We start from the raw sequence: 17464 nt of genomic DNA, 5'->3' as shown, positions 1-17464 counted from the left end.
CCGTCCATTGTTCATCACCGAAAACCCAGGAGTGCCCGTGGCGCCGGAGGCAGGGTCGAACCGCAGCGTCGAGCGCGCTGTCGCCGTACTCCGTGCGTTCGCGGCCTCTGGGCGGCTCCGGGTCACCGAGGTCGCCAACCTGACCGGCCTTCGCCAGTCCACCGCGTCGCGGCTGCTCAGCACCCTCGAGTCGGCCGCGTTCGTGGTGCGTGACGCGGACGGTCAGTACCGGCTCGGCACCGAGCTGGTCACCCTGGCCGGGGTCGCCGTCAACAGTCACCCGGTGCATCACGCGGCGCGCCAGCCGGCGCAGTCGCTCGCGGCGTCGACCGGCCTCGGTGCGAATGTCGCCGTACGGGACGGACGCGAGGCCTACTACCTGTGCAACTTCGAGGGACGACTCGCACCCAGGTCGTTCTCGCTGGCCGGGCGGCGGAACCCGCTGCACGCCACCGCGCTCGGCAAATGCCTGCTGCTCGGCGTCGAGGACCGGCGCGAGTTGCTGGGCGAGCTCGAGCGGTACACACCGCGCACCATCACCGACCACGCCGTCCTCGACGCGGCGATCGACGAGGTGGCCTGGCAGGGCTACGCGACGGAGACCGAGGAGCTCTCGCTCAGCCGATCCTGTCTGGCCGCCCCGCTGCGCGACCGCTCCGGCCGGGTCGTCGGCGCGCTCTCCCTGTCCGGCCCGTCCAGCGCCGTCGACCTCGCCGGCCGCGAGCACGACCTGTCCCGCCTCGTCGTCGAAACGGCCGACGCCGTCAATTCGTACCTGGGCCACCACGGCCCCACCGATCCCCCGATCACGGCGCCACCCGAGCGCCTCGACCAACGGAGCCGATCATGAAGATCCGCCCTGCCCTCGCCGTGCTCACCGGCGCGGTGGCGCTCGCCCTGTCGGGCTGCAACCTCGTCGGCGGCAGCTCCGACTCGGGTGCGGCCGCCGACTCGGTGACCGTCACCGTGGCCCTCGTCCCGGACCCGCCGGGCGCGAGCGAGTTCTACCGCCAGCAGCTCGACGAGTTCGAGAAGGCCAACCCCGGCATCACGGTCAAGGTGGTGGAGAACCCGAGCGACCAGCAACTGAACGCCGTCGAGCTGATGTTCCAGCAGAACCGGGCGCCGGACGTTTTCCGGGCCCAGGACGACGGCATGGACCGGATGGCCGCGCGCGGATGGATCGCGGCGCTGGACGAGTTCGTCACGCCGGACTTCCTGAAGCGCTTCCCCGAGGGGACCATGGATCCGGCCACCTCCGGCCTGCACCGCGACGGCAAGCTGATGAGCCTGCCGTTGGTGTGGGGGCAGTGGTCGTCGCTGCGGGTCTTCCTCTACAACGAGGACCTGCTGAAGAAGTCCGGTTTCGACGGCCCGCCGGAGACCTGGACGGAGCTCGAGCAGATGGCCGCCAAGGTCACCGCCGACGGCCGCGGCAAGTACTTCGGGTACGCGCCGTTCTCGGCGAAGGCGCCCGCGACCGAGATGCTCGCCGGTACCGCCGTTCCGTACTCCGTCGCGGCGGGCGGCATCGACTACCGCACCGGTAAGCCCGCCACGTCGAGCCCGGGCCTGGTCGAGTCGGTCGAGCTCCATCGGCGGATGCAGGCCGCCAAGGTGATGACCCCCGGCTGGGAGAGCTGGGACGGGAGCCGCGCGTTCAAGGAGTTCGCCGCCGGCAAGCTCGCGATGTACCCGTCACCGCCGTGGCACGTGGCGGAGATCCGCAAGCTGTCGCCGGAGATCAAGCTCGGCATCACCGGACTGCCGGTGCCGGCGTCCGGGCGCGGCGCCTACCTGGCCCGGAAACAGTCCTTCAGCCCGCTCTGGTCGATGTCGTCGCAGTCGGAGCACAAGGCGGAGAGCTGGAAGGTGATGGACTTCCTGTCGTCGGATGCCTTCCACAAGGCGTACTACCAGAAGTTCGGCACGCTGACCGCGCTCGAAGGCGCCTGGAAGACCGAGGCGGAGAAGAACCCCGACCAGGCCGCGATCCTGAAGGTGGCCGAGGAGACGTTGCGCCGCGCGCCGAACCCGGCGCTGGCCAGCAAGGGCGGTCAGGCGATCACCCAGGCGCTCGCGGCCAAGCCCGACCTGAAGTACACCGACGCCGCGGTCAGTTCCATCGTGAAGAACCAGCCGTTCGCACCTGCCGCCGCCAAGCTGGACAAGGACCTGCAGGCCTTTCTCGACAAGACGTCGGCCGAGCTGAAGGCCAAGGGCCAGGAGGGTTCTGCCAAGGACCTGACCTTCGCGGGCTGGGACCCGTTGAAGGACTTCACGCCGGGAGGCTGACCGGATGACGACGACGATGGAACGCGCGGCCGACAAGGCCCCGGCCCGGGAACGACCGGGCCGGCGGCCCGGCCGGCTGCGCAAGCACCTGTGGAGCTATCTGTTCCTGGTCCCGCTGGTGCTGTTGTTCGGCGGATTCACGATCTGGCCGATGCTCGCGAGCTGGTGGTACGCGTTCTTCGACTGGGACGGGGTGGGGTCGCCGACCGAGTGGGTCGGGCTGGCCAATTTCCGTGAGGTCCTGGCGTCAGACGCTTTCTGGCGGGCGTTCTGGCACTCGTTCGTCTTCTCGCTGGCGGCGATCTTCATCGAGTTGCCGCTGGCGCTGATCCTGGCAATCCTGCTCAACAACACCTGGCTGCGCTTCCGGAACCTCTACCGGCTGGTGATCTTCCTGCCGGTGGTGGCGACCACCGCCGTGATCGGGATCGTGATCGCGATCCTGCTCGACCCCGCGGGCGGCCTGGTGAACCGGATCCTGCTCGACACCGGCCTGGTCAACGAACCGGTGAACTTCCTCGGCAGTACGTCGCTCGCGCTGCCGACGCTGCTGTCGATCGACGTCTGGAAAGGGTTCGGGATCACCCTGATCTACTGGCTGGCGGCGTTGCAGACCGTGCCGAAGGATCTGCAGGAGGCGGCTGCGATCGACGGCGCCGGGTTCTGGCGGTCGCTGCGGTTCGTCACGCTGCCGGTGGTCACCCCGATCGCGATCGTGATCCTGCTGCTCGTGTTCCAGCGCAGCCTCAACACCTTCGACCTGGTGCGGGCGGTCACCGAAGGCGGACCCGATTACGCGACGGACGTCGTACCGACGTACATCTATCGGTATGCGTTCGATCCCTCGCTGCAGGCGCCGCGGTACGGGTTCGCGTCGGCAGCCGGAGTGGTGTTCGGGCTGCTGACCCTCGTCGTGACGTTGCTGCAGGCACCTTTCCTGCGCCGGCGGGTGAACGCATGAACCGCATACTCCGCCGCAACGTCTGGCACCTGCTGCTCATCCCGCTGTGCCTGGTGTGGGTCTATCCCTTCGTCTGGATGGTCTCGGCCGCCTTCAAGACACCGAAGGAGATGCTGCTCGGTGGCTTGTCGCTGCTGCCGGACGACGCCACGCTGGACAACTTCCGGCGGGCCTGGACGACGGCGAAGTTCAGCACCTACACGGCGAACACCGTCACGTTCTCGGTCACGGTCGTCGTTCTGGTACTGCTGGTGGCGTCGGCGGCCGGCTATGCGCTGTCACGTCCCGGGCTGCCCGGTAAGAAGATACTGGCCGCGGTGCTGGTCGCGACGATGTTCATCCCGCACGGTTACACGATCATCCCGACGTTCGTCCTGGTGAACGGGCTCGGCCTCGGCAACGGACTCCTCGGCGCGGCGCTGGCCCAGGCGGGTCCGGCACTCGTCGTACCGGTGCTGCTCTTCATGGGCTTCTTCGGCGGGGTGCCGAAGGAGCTGGAGGAGGCGGCCCGGATGGACGGCGCCGGATACCTTCGCACGTACTGGCAGGTGATGCTGCCGCTGGCGAAACCGGTGATCGGCACTGTCGCGCTGATGAACTTCATCGGCGCGTGGAACGCGTTCTTCGTCCCGTTGGTGTTCACCCTCGGCAGCCCGGACCTGCGGACGCTCGGCGTCGGAATGTACGGGTTCTACGGGCAGGACACGACCGACTGGACGGGTCTCGCGGCGGCCGCGTGCATCAGCGTGATCCCGATCGTGGTGGTCTTCCTGTTCCTGCAACGGACGTTCGTCGAGGGGATCGCCGGTGCGGTCAAGAGCTGACCGGATCTCCTCGACCGCTTATACCCAGGGCGAATCGCCGCGGCTCGATCCGCGGACCGGTGAGCTCGTCTGGGTGGACATCCTGGCCGGCCGCGTTCATCGCGGCCGGCTGTCCGGGGGAGTGCTGACGGTACTGCGGGACTACGACATCGGCCGGCCGGTGGGCGTCGCCGTACCGCTGGCCGAATCCGGCAGCGGGTGGGTCCTGGCGGTGCGGGAAGGGTTTGCCCACCTGGCCGAGGACGGTACGGTCACGCCGCTGGCGACCGGCCTGACCAGTGGACAGGACCAGATGAACGACGGCGCGTGCCATCCGGACGGGAGCCTCTGGGCCGGATCGCAGGCGATTCCGCGGGCGCCGCGGGCGTCGCTGTTCCGCCTCGATCCGGACGGTACGGTCGACCGGATGCTGTCCGGGCTGACGGTGGCCAACGGCATCGACTTCGCGCCGGACGGCCGCACGGCGTACTTCGTCGACACCCTGCCGCATCGCCGGCTCGAGGCCATCGATCTGGTCGCGGGCCGGCCGGCCGAACGCGGGACAATCGCCGACGTGGGCGGCGGCAACCCGGACGGGCTGGTGCTGGACGACGAGGGCTGCGTCTGGGTCGCGGTCTGGGACGCCGGCGAGGTACGCCGGTACGCGCCGACCGGCGAACTCCTGGCCACGGTCGAAGTGCCCGTCCCGCGGCCGACGGCTGTGTGCTTCCAGGGCAGCACCCTGGTGATCACCACCGCATCCCTCGGCCTGCCCGCCCCACCGCCGGGAAGCGGCCACCTGTTCGCCGTCGACACCGGCGTAACCGGCCCACCAGCACGAACCTGGCAAGGCACAGCACCGGCAACCTGACAGCGCTGCCACTCAGGACACGCACCGGGCGAGGACGCAGGGCGTTCGCCCGGAAATCGTTGTGGGCTCTTGCCGCCGTCGTGCTGCGCGTGCTTATGTATGCGTATGCACTTGAACTCCGCCGACCAGATGCGCGTCCCGGGCTCGTTCACCGTGGTGAAGCAGCCCGCCGGTCCGGATGCGCCCGCGCAGCAGGACCCCGGGGTCGCGGCGCGGGTCTCCGAGATGTTGATCGACATCGAGCGCAACGGGCTCGATGCCGTCCTGAGGTACGCGGCCGAGCTCGACGGCTTCGAGGGAAGATCCCTGGAGGTCGCGCCCGACGAGGTCGACAAGCTGTCCGCGAGCCTGCCGCAGGCGCTGCGGGACGCGCTCGACGCCGGTGCGGAGCGCACCCGCCGGTTCGCCGCCCTGCAGCGTGAGCGCCTGGTCGACTTCGAGGCCGAGGTGATCCCCGGAGTCGTCTGCGGCCAGCGGTACGTGCCGATCGAGAACGTCGGCGCCTACCTGCCGGCGGGGCGGTTCCCGCTGCTGGCCGGCGCGTTCATGACCGTGGCCGTGGCCCGTGTCGCCGGCGTGCCGAACGTGGTGACCTGTACCCCGCCGAGCCTCAACGGCGCGGCACATCCGGCCGTCCTCTACGCGGCGAAGGTGTCGGGCGCCGAGCAGATCTACGCCGTGGGTGGCGTGCAGGCGCTCGCGGCGATGGCGTTCGGCCTGCTCGACGGCGTGCCGTCGGACATGGTCGTCGGCGCGGGCAACGCCTACGTCGCGGAGGCGAAGCGGCAGCTGTACGGGCGGGTCGGGATCGACGTCCTGGCCGGTCCGTCCGAGGTCGCCGTCATCGCCGACGACTCGGCGGACGCGGCGATGATCGCCGCCGACCTCCTCGGTCAGGCCGAGCACGGCCCCACGTCGCCGGCGAGTCTCGTCACCACCTCCGAGCGGCTGGCGCGCGAGGTTCCCGCGGAGATCGAGCGCCAGCTGGTCGGCCTGGCCACACGTGAGATCGCGGGTCCCGCCTGGCGCGACTACGGCACGATCTACCTCGCCGGGAACCGCGAGACGGCGGTGGCGATCATGGACATCCTGGCGCCGGAGCATCTCGAGGTTCTCGCCGACGACCTCGACTGGTACCTCGCGACCCTGCGCAACTACGGCTCCCTGTTCCTGGGGCCGTGGTCGACGGTCGCCTACGCGGACAAGGGGATGTCCGGGACCAACCACGTGCTCCCGACCGCCCGCGGCGCCCGCTACACCGCCGGTCTGTCGGTGGCCGGCTTCCTCAAGCCGCTGACCTACCAGCGCGCCGAGCGCGACGCGACCCGGGCCCAGGCGGATCCGGTCGTCACGGTGTCGGACTTCGAGGGCCTGGTCGCGCATCGCGACTCCGCCCAGCTGCGGTTGGACCGCTTGGGTCTACATACGTATGAATCGACCGGGTCGGCGACCCGGCGGGAGACAGGAGCCGCAGATGTCCAGTAGTCGAGGCGCCGGATGGGTCAGGGCGACGTTGTGCGTCACGATGGCGGTCGCGCTGGCTGCCTGCGGCGCGGGATCACGGACGGGGTCGGAGACCGCCACCAAGGTGGCCTGCGACTTCGAGAAGCCGGCCGAGGCCGTGACGGTGGACGTCCTGGCCTACAACTCGTCGGCGATCGACCCGTACACGAACACGATGGTCGCGAGCTGCTCGAAGAACGGCGTGACCGTCAAGCACGAGCCGATCGACTTCGGCGGCCAGGTGCAGAAGACGACGGCGACGCTCGCCGGCGAGACGGGCACCTACGACGTCCTCGAGACCTACGGCTTCGTCATCCCGCAGTTCGCCTCGGGGGAGAAGCTCCGGCCGCTGAACGAGCTCTTCGACAAGTACAGCGGCGAGTACGGGCTCGACAAGATCAACAAGAGCATGCGCGACACGATGTCGTACGACGGCAAGCTGTACGCGCTCCCGATGCAGGCCCAGATGTACGTGCTCGCGTACCGCAAGGACGTCTTCGACAAGCTCGGGCTGAAGCCGCCGACCACGTTCGCCGAGCTGCGTGCGGTCTCGAAGAAGATCCAGGACGCCGGCGAGATCAAGCACCCGCTCGCTCTTCCGTGGCTCGCCAGCTCCGACATCATCACGGCGTACGACGCCGCTCTCGGCTCCCTCGGGACGAACCTGACCGACCCGGCCGGCAAGACCGCCAACCTGGACACGCCGCAGTCGAAGCAGGCACTCCAGGAACTGCTGTCGCTGCGGCCGTTCATGGACCCGGAGGTCACGACGTTCGACCAGCCGGCCGTCCAGCAGCAGCTCTTCAACGGCAGTGCCGCGATCGGGATCATGTTCTCCGGCCGGATGGCCGACCTGGTGAACAAGTCCAACACGCGCTTCCACGACAAGTTCGCCTTCGCCCCGCCGCCGAAGGTGGCCGAGAACGCTCCGCGCCAGTACAGCGCGCTGTCGGTGGACGGCTGGTCGATCCCGCGCAACACCAAGGTCGACCCCGACCTGCTCTTCCAGGTGATCGCGTCGTCGGTGAGCGAGGAAGCGTCGAAGGCGTCGATGCCCGCGGCGTACCCGGCCCGTGACGGCATGGTGAGTGAGAGCAGCAGTCCGTACGCCGCTGCGGCCAACGACGCGATCAAGAACGCGCCGCCCGCGGAGCCGTACCCGTGGACGTCGCAGATCAGCAACGACATCAGGCCCGTGGTGGCCGACGTACTCCTCGGCAAGACGAGCGTGGATCAGGGGACGCGGCAGATGCAGCAGATCGCGACCAAGATCCTGGCCGGCCACCAGTGAGCAGCTAGACACCCAGGCGGCCGGTCCCGAGGCCCGGCCGCCCAGCTCGGAAGGATGTTGCGATGCGCAAGCGGGAGTTCTACGCCCTGGTCGCGCCCAGCCTCTTGGTGATGTTCGGGTTCCTGGTGCTGCCGCTCTACCGGACGGTGGAGTGGAGCCTGGAGCGGGTGAACTACGGCGAGGCCGGGACCTTCGTCGGGCTGGCCAACTACCAGCAGGCGCTGAGCGATCCGAGGTTCGGGCGGGCGGTCCTGTTCACGGTCGGCCTGACACTCGCCGTCACCGCGGTCCTGGTGGTCGGTGGCTACCTGCTCGCCGTGGCCGTCAACGGCCTCGGCCGCTGGCGTCCGGTGGTGCTCGGCGTTCTCCTGGTCTCGTACGTCGTCCCGCAGCTGGTCGGCGCCACGATGTTCTCCTGGCTGTTCGACGAGAACTTCGGCGGCGTCTTCAACCACCTGGTGAGCACGCTGACCGGTCAGGAGGTCCTCTGGTACACCGACCCGTGGCCGAACCGGTTGCTGATCGGCCTCGACCTGATCTGGCACCTGGTGCCGTTCTCGATGCTGGTGCTCCTCGCCGGTCTCCAGGGGGTCAGCGAGGAGGTCATCGAGTCCGCGAAGATCGACGGCGCGACCACGCTGCAGCGGCACTGGCACGTGATCGTCCCGAGTCTGCGCGGCGTCCTCGGGTTCGTCTCGCTGATCAGCATCATGGACGTACTGCGGACGTTCGACGCGCTCGTTCCGCTGTCCCCGCAGGCGCCGCAGATCGGCAACGAGTCGATCATGCTCTACATCTTCAACGTCGCCTTCCGCGACGGTGGCCAGCAGCTCGGGGTCGGCAGCGCGATCAACGTGCTGATGATCCTGATCATCGTCGTGCTGCTCTTCCCGTTCATCCGCAACATCGCCAAGGAGGCGCGCAGCGCATGACCGCCACGACGACGCTGATGGAGACCGACCTCGTCCAGCCGGAGACACCGTCGGAGCCGCGCGCCCGGCGGCGGCCGCTCACCGGGCTGGTGATCGGGTTGCTGCTGCTCGTCGTCTGCGTCCTCATGCTCAGTCCGGTGCTGTGGACCGCCGCCTCGGTGACGAAGCCGACCGACGTCGCGTTCCTGAACCCGCCGGTGTTCACCTACCGGCCGACGTTCGACGCGTTCGTCGACCTGTGGCAGACGACGAACTTCTACAAGTACCTGGCCAACACCTTCGTGGTCGCGATCATCAGCACGATCCTGGCGCTGGTGATCGGGCTGCCCGCCGCATACGCGTTGTCCAGGTTCCCCTCCTGGATCTCGGTCGTGCTGCTGATCCTGGCCCTGGTCTTCCGTGCCCTGCCCCGGTTCGCGGTCGTGCTGCCGATGTACGACATCTCCCGTGCGCTCGGCGTCTACGACACGACGTACGCCGTCGCGGTCGCGCTGGTCGCGATCAACCAGCCGTTCAGCATCTGGCTGTTGCGGAACTTCTTCGCCGAGATCCCGGCGCAGCTCGACGAGGCCGCGATGCTCGACGGGTGCTCGCGGTTCCAGGTGCTGCGGCGGATCATGGTCCCGCTGATGGGACCCGGCATCATCACGGCCGGCATCTTCGTCTTCCTGTTCGCCTTCCAGGAGTACCTGACCGCGCTGATCCTCACCGACGTCAACGCACGGACCGTCCCGGTCTTCATCGCGACTCAGCTCGGCCAGACGCTGCCCATGTTGCAGCAGGCGGGCGCGGCCGCGATGTTGCTGACCCTGCCGGTGTTCGCGTTCGCCTTCATCGCGCAGCGGTACCTGGTCGCCGGCCTGAACGCCGGTTCGGTCAAGGGCTGACCTCGCACCGATGGACGAACCGCTCGTCCTGCTACCGGGAATGAACTGCACGGAGGCGCTGTGGTGCCCCGTGGCGGACCGGCTGCGCGTGCAGCGGCCCGGCCTCACGATCCGGCATGCGAGGCTCGCGGAGGATTCCGTCGACGGCTGTGTGGCCGACCTTCTGGGCAGCCTGCCGGAGCGGTTCGCGCTGGCCGGGCTGTCGCTCGGTGGAATCATCGCCATGGCTCTGGTCCGTACCGCGCCGGAGCGAGTGAGCCGGTTGTTGCTCACGTCAACGAACTCCCGTCCGCCCACGACGGCGCAACGCGAGAGCTGGGCACGGCAACGTGCGGAGCTGGCGCAGGGACGGACTGCGAAGGATCTCCAGCGCGAACTGTTGCCGGTGCTGTTGCATGCCCCCAACCGAACACCCGGGCTCGATGAGTTGGTGCTCACGATGGGGGAGGAGACCGGTGCAGACGTACTGAGCCGGCAACTGGCGACCCAGGCGACACGGATCGACGAGCGCCCGGGGCTGCAGCGCATCGGCGTACCGACGCTCGTGCTGGCCGCAGCGGCGGACGCTCTGTGTCCGGTGGACCGGCACGAGGAGATGGCCCACCTCGTCCCGCACTCCCGGATGGAAGTCCTGGAGAACGTGGGCCATCTCGCCACCCTCGAGGCGCCGGACGACGTCGCGGCCGCCGTCACGCGGTGGCTTGACCTGGAACCCGAACGTTCCTGGGAGAGCCGCTAGTCGACCCGCAGCTCGGTGAAGTGAGTCATCAGCACGTGAGCGACGTTGTAGGCGACCAGTTGCGCGCCGTCGGCGAGCGACGCCCGCGCCGCGGCGAGACTCGGCACCAGGTCGCAGCGCAGGGTTCCGGTCCCGTCGGCGTCCGCCCTGATGGACTGGATCGCCTCGGCGACGGAAGGATCGGTGTCCGTCGACGACGCGCCCAGATCGGCGGCGCCGATCAGGTAGCCGTCCACGCCCGGTGTGCGCAGGATCGCGCTGGTCGCGGCGACCGCGGCCGGTGACTCCAGCATTGCGATCACCAGCGTCGACTCGGCGGCCCTGCGCAGGTGATCCTCCGGTACGACGGTCCCGAACCGGCCCGCCCGCGGGTACGTCGCGAACCCCCGCTCGCCCAGCGGCGGATAGTGCACAGACCGGACGAGCTCGGCCGCGTCCTCGGCGGAGTCCACGTGCGGAGCGACGATGCCCTCGGCGCCCTGGTCGAGCGCGCGGAGAGCGAGTGCGCTCTCACCTCCGCCGATGCGGACGAGAACGCCCATCCCGTAGAGGTCCGCGATCGTGATGTGGTGCCGCAGCGCGACGACGTCGGCCGGTCCGTGCTCACAGTCGACGATGACGAAGTCGAAGCCCGCCACCCCGAGCATCTCGAGGTTGTCCTCCGCCGGCATCCGGACGAGCGCGCCGAGGAGTTGCTCACCCGCGGACAGGCGGGCCTTGAGACTGCGCGGCGTACGTTGTGGGTTGTCCATCTAGGCCACCATTCCCGCGGAGAGGTCGACATCGGCGCCGGTGAGTCCCGGCATGGCGAGCATCGCGACCGCGGCCCGGCCCACCTCGTCGGCCGTGACCATCCGCTCCATCGCCGCCCGGTTGACGAACGCGGCGCGCGCGGCGTCGTACGACGTACTCGTCCGCTCGGCCTCGAGCCGGAAGTTGCGGTCCATCCGATCGCCCTCGACCGGTCCGGGGGAGAGCGTGTTGACCCGCACGCCGGACGGGCCGACCTCGAACGCGAGGGTCGACGTCAGACCGATCACCGCCATCTTCGAGGCGCAGTACGGCGTACGGCGGACCAGCGGGCGCTTGCCCGACACCGACGCGAGGTTGATCACGTCACCGTCACCGCGGCGCACCATCGCGGGCAGGAACGCCCGGCACATCAGGTACGTGCCGCGGACGTTCACGGCGAACACCTCGTCCCAGGCGTCCGGGTCGATGCTCGTCAGCTCCGCCACCGGCCCGGCGATCCCGGCGTTGTTGATCAGGATGGAGATCTGCCGATCGGCCAGGCGGGACGCCAGCGCGTCGACACTGCCGGGGTCGGCGACGTCCACGGTTTCACAACTGGCGGCGGCGCCGAGACGGGCGCAGGTCTCGTCCAGGGGCGCGGTCCGGCGGGCGGCCAGGACGACGTCCGCTCCGGCGCCGACCAGGTGCTCGGCGATGGCGGCGCCCAGCCCGCTGCCGCCACCGGTCACCAGGGCCGTCCGGCCGGTGAGGTCGATCATGCGGGCTGTCCCTCGCCGACGACCTCCTCGATCCAGGCGAACTGCTCGCCGCCGTGACGCCAGGCCCGGACGTCGCCGGAACGGGCGTGGCCCTCGAACAACTCCACCCGCGCCGCCCGTCCGCAGACCCGTCCGAGGTCGGCGCTGCTGTCGTCGTTCAGGACCTCCTGATACGTCACGGTCTTGAGGTACTTGCCCACCCAGAGGCCGCCGGTGTACCTCGCGGCGCCGAGCGTCGGCAGCACGTGGTTGGTCCCGATGACCTTGTCGCCGTACGACACGCACGTGTTCTCACCGAGGAACAGTGCGCCGTAGTTGCGCATCCGGTCGAGGGCCTGCCGGGGGTCGGCGGTGAAGACCTGGACGTGCTCGGACGCCAGCGAGTCGCCGACCCGCCAGAGCTCGTCCATGTCGTCGCAGACGATGATCTGGCCGTGGTCGCGCCAGGCCGGCTCGGCGAAGTCCTTGGTCGGCATCCCCGGCAGGATCCGGTCGATCAGCCGGGCGACCTCGTCGGCGAGCGCCTCGCTCGTCGTCACCAGGACGGCGGGCGAGTCCGGCCCGTGCTCGGCCTGGGAAAGCAGGTCGACCGCGGTCGTGAACGGGTCGGCGGTCTCGTCGGCGATGACCAGGATCTCGGTCGGACCCGCGAACAGGTCGATGCCCACCTCGCCGTACAGCTGCCGCTTGGCCTCGGCCACATAGGCGTTCCCGGGGCCGGCGATCAGGTTCACCGGCGCCATGAAGTCGGTGCCGACGGCCATCGAGGCGACGGCCTGGACACCGCCGAGCAGGTAGATCTCGTCGGCGCCGGCCATCTTCATCGCGGCCACGGTCGCGGCCGGGATCTCGCCGCGGATCGGGGGCGTGCACGCCACCACCCGCGGCACGCCGGCCGCCTTCGCGGTCACGATCGTCATGTGGGCCGACGCGGTCAGCGGGTACTTCCCGCCCGGGATGTAGGCGCCGACGGCCTCGATCGGCACGTGCCGGTGGCCGAGCCGGACACCGGGGAGGGTCTCGACCTCGACGTCGGTGAGCGAGGCCCGTTGCGCGAGAGCGAAGTTGCGGACCTGCTCCTGGACGAAGGCGATGTCGTCGATGACCTGTCGCGGCAACGAGTCGACGAGTTCGGCGATCCGGGCGTCACTCAGGCGGAAACTGTCCGGCTCCCAGCGGTCGAACGTGGCGGAGTACTCCCGCACCGCCGTCTCCCCGCGCGCCCGGATGTCGTCGATGATCGACCGGACCCGGTCGGAGACATCGTGCTGGGCGCTGTCGGCGAACGTCTTGGGGGTCGCCTTCTTCAGGTAGCGGGGCATCCGGGCTCCTCGATGGACTGACATACGTATGTCATAATGAAGCCAGATCGCGGATCGTCCGTCAAGGCGGCCCCGGGACCGCGTCCCGGCAGGTGGCCGCGGCGGGCGTGCGGTCCGGGGGTCCGAGGCGTGACTATGCTGCGCCCACGTCCACCGGTTCGAGCCGAGCAGATCGAGGAGGAGCAATGGCCACCAGTCACGACGTCGCCAGGCTTGCCGGTGTGTCCCAGCCGACCGTCTCGCGCGCGCTGCGCGACGACCCGCGGGTGTCGGAAGCGACCAAGCAGCAGGTCCGCGCCGCGGCCGCCGCTCTCGGCTATGCGCCCAACGCCATCGGCCGTGCGCTGTCGACGGGCCGGTCGACCCGCGTCGGTCTGGTCGTGACCGATCTGCACAACCAGTTCTACCAGCACGTGATCGCGCCGATGCACGACGAGCTGACCAAGCAGGGGTACGAGTTGCTCCTGATCACCGAGTCGTCGGAGTCCGCGCCGGTCGCCGACCATGTCGTCGCGAACGGTCTGTGCGGCGTCATCCTGACCACGACGATCCTCGGTTCGGTGCTGCCCGTGCGGCTGCAGGACCGGCAGGTGCCGTTCGTGTACTTCAACCGGACCGCCCGCAACGTCGAGGCGGACTCGGTCACCGTGGATCCGGTGCCCGGCGTGACCGAGCTGGTCAAGGCGGTCGCCGACTTCGGGCACACGCGGATCGGTGCGGTCTTCGGTCCGCAGAACACGAGTACGGGTGAGGTTCGCGAGCAGGCCGTGCGCGACCTGCTGCAGGACAAGGGCATCACGTTGCTCAGCCGCAACGTCCTGCACGGGCCGTTCGACTTCGAGACCGGTCGCAGCGGTGCCGCGAAGCTGCTGGATCGGAGCGATCCGCCGACGCTGATCCTGTGCGGCAACGACGTGGTCGCGCTGGGCGTGCTGGACGCGGCGGTCGAGCGCGGGATCGACGTACCTGGCCGGCTGTCGGTGGTCGGGTTCGACGACCTGCCCTCCTCGGCCTGGGCGTTCGTGCAGCTCAGCACCGTGGCGTACGACCTGGAGGAGATGTCCCGCGAGGCCGCCCGGTTGCTGATCGCCCGGGTGGAGGGCCGCAGCGCCACTGTGCCGCAGCACACCGTGTTCGACACGTGGTACGTCCCGCGGGCCACGCTCGGCCCGGCGGCGGGCTGAGTAAACGCTCTCGTTCGGCCGGACGGCTCTTGCGCACTGTGCGTGCATACGCATACATTGAATCCGAGCCGGTTGGTGGACCGGTGCCTGCCCCGGTATCGACGAGGAGATGAAGAGATGGCGTTGGACCCAGTCGCGTACAAGCCCTACAAGGATCCGGACGACTTCATCCGCGAGGTGACGGACCTCATCTGGGTGAACCGGGACATCTCCTTCATCGTCGACAACTACGAGCCGGACTCGATCGTGCACGGCGCACTCGGTACGACGAACGGCCGCGACGGCGTGATCGAGGGCAGCCTGATGCGGATCGCGCAGACCCCGCACCGGGTCGGACAGGCCGAGGACGTGGTGTGGGAGGCGCGGGGCAACGACGCGTTCCTCAGCTCGCACCTGGTGTTCTCCTCCGACCGCGACCTGATCGACGGCCGGCTCGTCCAGACCCGCAGCCGGACCGTCGCGAACTGCCTGTACCGGCGCGGCCGGATGGTCGAGGAGTGGGTCGTCCGCGACGGGCTGGCCGGCTGCCTGCAGCGCGGACAGGACCCCGACGAGGTCGCGCGCCAGTTGCCGTTCATCGGCTGGACCGGCTCGATGACCCAGCCCGCCAAGCCCGACGTACTGGCCGAGGGTGACAGCGGTCCGCGGCCCGACGACTTCCGCCCCGAGTGCGAGCTGGTGCTGGAGTTCATCGACGAGGTCTGGAACCAGCGCCGCCTCAACCGGGTCCACGACTTCATGATCCGTGACCTGTTCCTGCACACCGTCGGCGACCAGAGCTTCGTCCGCCCGGACGGCTACCAGCGCGAACTGCTGCGGATGCTGGCGCCGTTCCCCGCCGGGCAGTTCGAGGTTCGCGACATCCAGACCAACCACCACGAGCGGTACGCCGGACTGCGCATCGCGGTGCTGTGGAAGTTCCAGGGCGCGTACGACGGCGCGGACCACTTCGGCCCGCTCACCGGCAAACCCGTCGAGCTGCTCGGCGTTTCGCAGTTCCTCGTCCAGGACGGGCGGATCGTCCGCGAGATCCGCGTGTACGACGAGCTCGCTCTGCGCGCCCAGATCAACAGCACCCGCGGTGACCAGGCCGTCCCGAACACGAACATCTACTGACGGCCCCCGCATCTCGTCAAGGAGACATCATGCACGACGTCATCGTCCCCGCCGAGGAGGTCCAGCGCCGTACGATCCTGCGGCGGGACTGGGTTCCCTGCAAGGCGGCGTTCATCGACTGCCGCACGCCGGGATCGGACACGAAGGACAACTACTCCTTCATCGGCAGTGGCGTGTCGCAGAACCCGCAGCAGTACGTCAACCTGCAGGAGCCGCACGGCTACAACCTGGGCGCCGCGGGGATGCCGAACGGCACCGTCAACAGTCTGCACCTGCACTTCACGGCGGAGGTGTTCATCAACTTCGACGGGGAGTATCAGCTGCGCTGGGGTGCCGACGGCAAGCAAGGCGAGTACCTGTCCACCGACGGCGACGTCATCTCCGTACCGTCGTGGATCTTCCGGGGCTTCACCAACGTCGGCAGCGACGACGGGATCCTGCTGACCGTGCTCGGCCAGGACGACACCGGCGGCATCATCTGGGGCCCGACCGTCCTGGAGGACGCGGCTGGCCACGGCCTGTATCTGACCGCCGACAACCGCCTCATCGACACGGTGGCCGGTGACGTGGTGCCCGAGCAGGTCGAGCTGATCAAGCCGATGCCACAGGCCGAGATCGATCGGCTCGACGTGTTCGACGAGCAGCAGTTCGGTACGCGGGTCACCCGGTCCGCCGACCGTCACTGGATCGAGCGGCCCTTCCTCTGCTCGGCACTGCCTGGTGGCGGTGCCGCGCTGAGCCTGGTGATCGGCTACGGAATGGTCGAGGATCGGCGGGCGGTCCCGCGGCTGCACGAGCCGCACAGCTTCAACCTGGCCTGGCTGCGTGCCACTCCTGGCGAGGGCATGTTGACCCACCGGCATGCCGAGACCCAGGTGGTCACGGTGAAGGCCGGCCGTTGGCAGGTACGCCTCAATCGCGGCGACGACGAGCAGGTGGTCGAGCTCGGGCCGCGGGACTCGCTGTCCGTACCGGCGGGCGCCTGGCGTTCGTTCCAGTTGCTCGACTCCGGCCCTGGTCGCGCGGAGGAGGAAGGTACGGGCGAGCTTCTCGTGGTCAACGGCGGCGACGGCCGCGTGCGGCTGGAGTGGGCTGACGAAGTGGTCCGGCATGCCCGGAAGGACGGCTGGGTTCTCGACCCGAACGGCTACCTCGCGCCCGCGGCGGTCCTGGCGACGGCGACCGAGGACGACTGAACCGGTCATGGAGGTGCGCGTGGCGGCCTGCCAGATCGAGGCACGGGTCGACAGCCCGGATCCCGCTGTCGCCGTAGCCGCGGTCCGGCAGGCCGCCGACGCCGGCGCACGCCTGATCGTGCTCCCTGAGCAGGCGGTGTCCGGCTACTGTTTCGCCGACGCGGACGAGGCTCTGGCCGCCGCCGAGCCATTGGACGGACCCACGGTGCAGCTGCTGCGATCACTGTCCGCCGAGCTCGGTTGCGTCCTCGTCGCCGGGTACTGCGAACGCGGTGAGTCGGGCCGGATCTACGACAGCGCCGTCGTCGTCGACGCGGGCGAAGTACTGCAGAACTACCGGAAGGTGCATCTGTGGGGCCGCGAGGCCGAGTGGTTCACCCCCGGATCCCGGCCGCCGAGCGCGGTGGACACCCGGGCCGGCCGGGTGGCGGTGATGATTTGCTACGACCTGGAGTTCCCGGAGTTCGCCCGGCTGGCGGCACTCGACGGCGCGGACATCATCGCGGCGCCGTGCAACTGGCCGCTCCTTCCCCGGCCCGCCACCGAGCGCCCACTCGAGCTGATCAAGGCCCAGGCGTCAGCCGGCACGAACAAGGTGCACATCGTCGTCGCAGACCGCTGCGGCCCCGAACGCGGCACCGACTGGATCGGCGGCAGCGCGGTCATCGACGCCTCGGGCTACCTCCTCGCCGACGCCGCCACGCCGTACGGCGAAACCGCCCGCCCGGTCGTCCTCACAGCAGACCTCGACACCGACACACCCCGCGACAAGAGCCTCGGCCCCCACAACAACGCCTTCACCGACCGCCGCCCGACCCTGTACACAGGCCTCACCTGAACCGTGCGTGGGCTG

The 17464-nt window shown here is 69.4% G+C and carries 17 protein-coding genes; 14 read left to right on the top strand and 3 right to left on the bottom strand.

Features of this window, described 5'->3' with window-relative positions:
• The first annotated feature begins 37 nt into the window (after positions 1-37).
• The 10 genes from BJY22_RS36420 (at position 38) to BJY22_RS36375 (ending at position 10282) form a co-directional block, all read left to right on the top strand.
• Positions 38-850 carry an IclR family transcriptional regulator gene (locus tag BJY22_RS36420; protein ID WP_337759749.1) on the top strand — a complete coding sequence of 271 codons (813 nt, stop codon included), beginning with the start codon at positions 38-40 and terminating at the stop codon, positions 848-850.
• Positions 847-2295: an ABC transporter substrate-binding protein gene (locus BJY22_RS36415; protein WP_167216190.1), complete on the top strand. Its 1449-nt coding sequence runs from the start codon at positions 847-849 to the stop codon at positions 2293-2295. The genes BJY22_RS36420 and BJY22_RS36415 overlap by 4 nt, the downstream gene beginning before the upstream one ends.
• Before the next feature lie 4 nt (positions 2296-2299).
• A complete protein-coding gene (locus tag BJY22_RS36410) occupies positions 2300-3256 on the top strand; it encodes a carbohydrate ABC transporter permease (RefSeq protein ID WP_238350559.1) in 957 nt (318 codons plus the stop codon).
• Positions 3253-4080, top strand: a complete 828-nt coding sequence (locus BJY22_RS36405) for a carbohydrate ABC transporter permease (RefSeq protein WP_167216189.1) — start codon at positions 3253-3255, stop codon at positions 4078-4080. Before BJY22_RS36410 ends, BJY22_RS36405 begins: the two co-directional genes overlap by 4 nt.
• Positions 4064-4930, top strand: a complete 867-nt coding sequence (locus BJY22_RS36400) for an SMP-30/gluconolactonase/LRE family protein (RefSeq protein ID WP_167216188.1) — start codon at positions 4064-4066, stop codon at positions 4928-4930. The genes BJY22_RS36405 and BJY22_RS36400 overlap by 17 nt, the downstream gene beginning before the upstream one ends.
• Positions 4931-5035: 105 nt before the next feature.
• Entirely contained in the window at positions 5036-6415 is a 1380-nt protein-coding gene (gene hisD, locus BJY22_RS36395) for a histidinol dehydrogenase (RefSeq protein WP_167216187.1), read from the top strand.
• Complete coding sequence (locus tag BJY22_RS36390) at positions 6405-7724, top strand: ABC transporter substrate-binding protein (RefSeq protein ID WP_167216186.1); 1320 nt, start codon at positions 6405-6407, stop codon at positions 7722-7724. Before hisD (BJY22_RS36395) ends, BJY22_RS36390 begins: the two co-directional genes overlap by 11 nt.
• A 62-nt stretch (positions 7725-7786) precedes the next feature.
• Positions 7787-8656: a carbohydrate ABC transporter permease gene (locus BJY22_RS36385; protein ID WP_167216185.1), complete on the top strand. Its 870-nt coding sequence runs from the start codon at positions 7787-7789 to the stop codon at positions 8654-8656.
• A complete protein-coding gene (locus tag BJY22_RS36380; RefSeq protein ID WP_167216184.1) occupies positions 8653-9543 on the top strand; it encodes a carbohydrate ABC transporter permease in 891 nt (296 codons plus the stop codon). Before BJY22_RS36385 ends, BJY22_RS36380 begins: the two co-directional genes overlap by 4 nt.
• A 10-nt stretch (positions 9544-9553) precedes the next feature.
• Positions 9554-10282, top strand: coding sequence for an alpha/beta fold hydrolase (locus BJY22_RS36375; RefSeq protein WP_167216183.1), 729 nt, complete (start codon positions 9554-9556; stop codon positions 10280-10282).
• Here BJY22_RS36375 and BJY22_RS36370 read toward each other — a convergent pair.
• From BJY22_RS36370 to hisD (BJY22_RS36360), 3 genes are read right to left on the bottom strand one after another with little or no spacing between them, the layout of a single operon-like run.
• Positions 10279-11034 (bottom strand): HpcH/HpaI aldolase family protein, encoded by a 756-nt coding sequence (locus BJY22_RS36370; protein ID WP_167216181.1) that lies wholly within the window; start codon positions 11032-11034, stop codon positions 10279-10281. The two genes, BJY22_RS36375 and BJY22_RS36370, sit on opposite strands and share 4 nt — an antisense overlap.
• Positions 11035-11793, bottom strand: a complete 759-nt coding sequence (locus BJY22_RS36365; protein WP_167216180.1) for an SDR family NAD(P)-dependent oxidoreductase — start codon at positions 11791-11793, stop codon at positions 11035-11037. It lies immediately after the preceding gene.
• On the bottom strand, positions 11790-13115 hold the full coding sequence (gene hisD / locus BJY22_RS36360; RefSeq protein WP_167216178.1) for a histidinol dehydrogenase: 1326 nt from the start codon (positions 13113-13115) through the stop codon (positions 11790-11792). The genes BJY22_RS36365 and hisD (BJY22_RS36360) overlap by 4 nt, the downstream gene beginning before the upstream one ends.
• 185 nt (positions 13116-13300) lie before the next feature.
• On the opposite strand from hisD (BJY22_RS36360), the gene BJY22_RS36355 reads away from it, so the two are divergent.
• The 4 genes from BJY22_RS36355 to BJY22_RS36340 all read left to right on the top strand — a co-directional run bounded on the left by BJY22_RS36355 (position 13301) and on the right by BJY22_RS36340 (position 17449).
• Positions 13301-14299, top strand: a complete 999-nt coding sequence (locus BJY22_RS36355; RefSeq protein WP_167216176.1) for a LacI family DNA-binding transcriptional regulator — start codon at positions 13301-13303, stop codon at positions 14297-14299.
• Between the two features lie 117 nt (positions 14300-14416).
• A complete protein-coding gene (locus BJY22_RS36350) occupies positions 14417-15415 on the top strand; it encodes an ester cyclase (protein ID WP_167216174.1) in 999 nt (332 codons plus the stop codon).
• A gap of 29 nt (positions 15416-15444) precedes the next feature.
• Positions 15445-16611 (top strand): cupin domain-containing protein, encoded by a 1167-nt coding sequence (locus tag BJY22_RS36345; RefSeq protein WP_167216172.1) that lies wholly within the window; start codon positions 15445-15447, stop codon positions 16609-16611.
• Positions 16612-16618: 7 nt separating this feature from the next.
• Complete coding sequence (locus tag BJY22_RS36340) at positions 16619-17449, top strand: nitrilase-related carbon-nitrogen hydrolase (RefSeq protein ID WP_167216170.1); 831 nt, start codon at positions 16619-16621, stop codon at positions 17447-17449.
• The last annotated feature ends 15 nt before the right edge of the window (positions 17450-17464 follow it).

The sequence above is a fragment of the Kribbella shirazensis genome, from assembly GCF_011761605.1.
GTDB lineage: Bacteria > Actinomycetota > Actinomycetes > Propionibacteriales > Kribbellaceae > Kribbella > Kribbella shirazensis.
Note: the sequence above shows the minus strand (reverse complement) of the source record. Positions and strands in the feature narration are given on the sequence as shown.

Bases quoted from the DNA above. Each gene is read 5' to 3' on its own strand.
- BJY22_RS36415 (WP_167216190.1), top strand. From the start codon at position 847: ATGAAGATCCGCCCTGCCCTCGCCGTGCTCACCGGCGCGGTGGCGCTC.
- BJY22_RS36410 (WP_238350559.1), top strand. From the start codon at position 2,300: ATGACGACGACGATGGAACGCGCGGCCGACAAGGCCCCGGCCCGGGAA.
- BJY22_RS36405 (WP_167216189.1), top strand. From the start codon at position 3,253: ATGAACCGCATACTCCGCCGCAACGTCTGGCACCTGCTGCTCATCCCG.
- hisD (WP_167216187.1), top strand. From the start codon at position 5,036: ATGCACTTGAACTCCGCCGACCAGATGCGCGTCCCGGGCTCGTTCACC.
- BJY22_RS36390 (WP_167216186.1), top strand. From the start codon at position 6,405: ATGTCCAGTAGTCGAGGCGCCGGATGGGTCAGGGCGACGTTGTGCGTC.
- BJY22_RS36385 (WP_167216185.1), top strand. From the start codon at position 7,787: ATGCGCAAGCGGGAGTTCTACGCCCTGGTCGCGCCCAGCCTCTTGGTG.
- BJY22_RS36380 (WP_167216184.1), top strand. From the start codon at position 8,653: ATGACCGCCACGACGACGCTGATGGAGACCGACCTCGTCCAGCCGGAG.
- BJY22_RS36375 (WP_167216183.1), top strand. From the start codon at position 9,554: ATGGACGAACCGCTCGTCCTGCTACCGGGAATGAACTGCACGGAGGCG.
- BJY22_RS36370 (WP_167216181.1), bottom strand. From the start codon at position 11,034: ATGGACAACCCACAACGTACGCCGCGCAGTCTCAAGGCCCGCCTGTCC.
- BJY22_RS36365 (WP_167216180.1), bottom strand. From the start codon at position 11,793: ATGATCGACCTCACCGGCCGGACGGCCCTGGTGACCGGTGGCGGCAGC.
- hisD (WP_167216178.1), bottom strand. From the start codon at position 13,115: ATGCCCCGCTACCTGAAGAAGGCGACCCCCAAGACGTTCGCCGACAGC.
- BJY22_RS36355 (WP_167216176.1), top strand. From the start codon at position 13,301: ATGGCCACCAGTCACGACGTCGCCAGGCTTGCCGGTGTGTCCCAGCCG.
- BJY22_RS36350 (WP_167216174.1), top strand. From the start codon at position 14,417: ATGGCGTTGGACCCAGTCGCGTACAAGCCCTACAAGGATCCGGACGAC.
- BJY22_RS36345 (WP_167216172.1), top strand. From the start codon at position 15,445: ATGCACGACGTCATCGTCCCCGCCGAGGAGGTCCAGCGCCGTACGATC.
- BJY22_RS36340 (WP_167216170.1), top strand. From the start codon at position 16,619: ATGGAGGTGCGCGTGGCGGCCTGCCAGATCGAGGCACGGGTCGACAGC.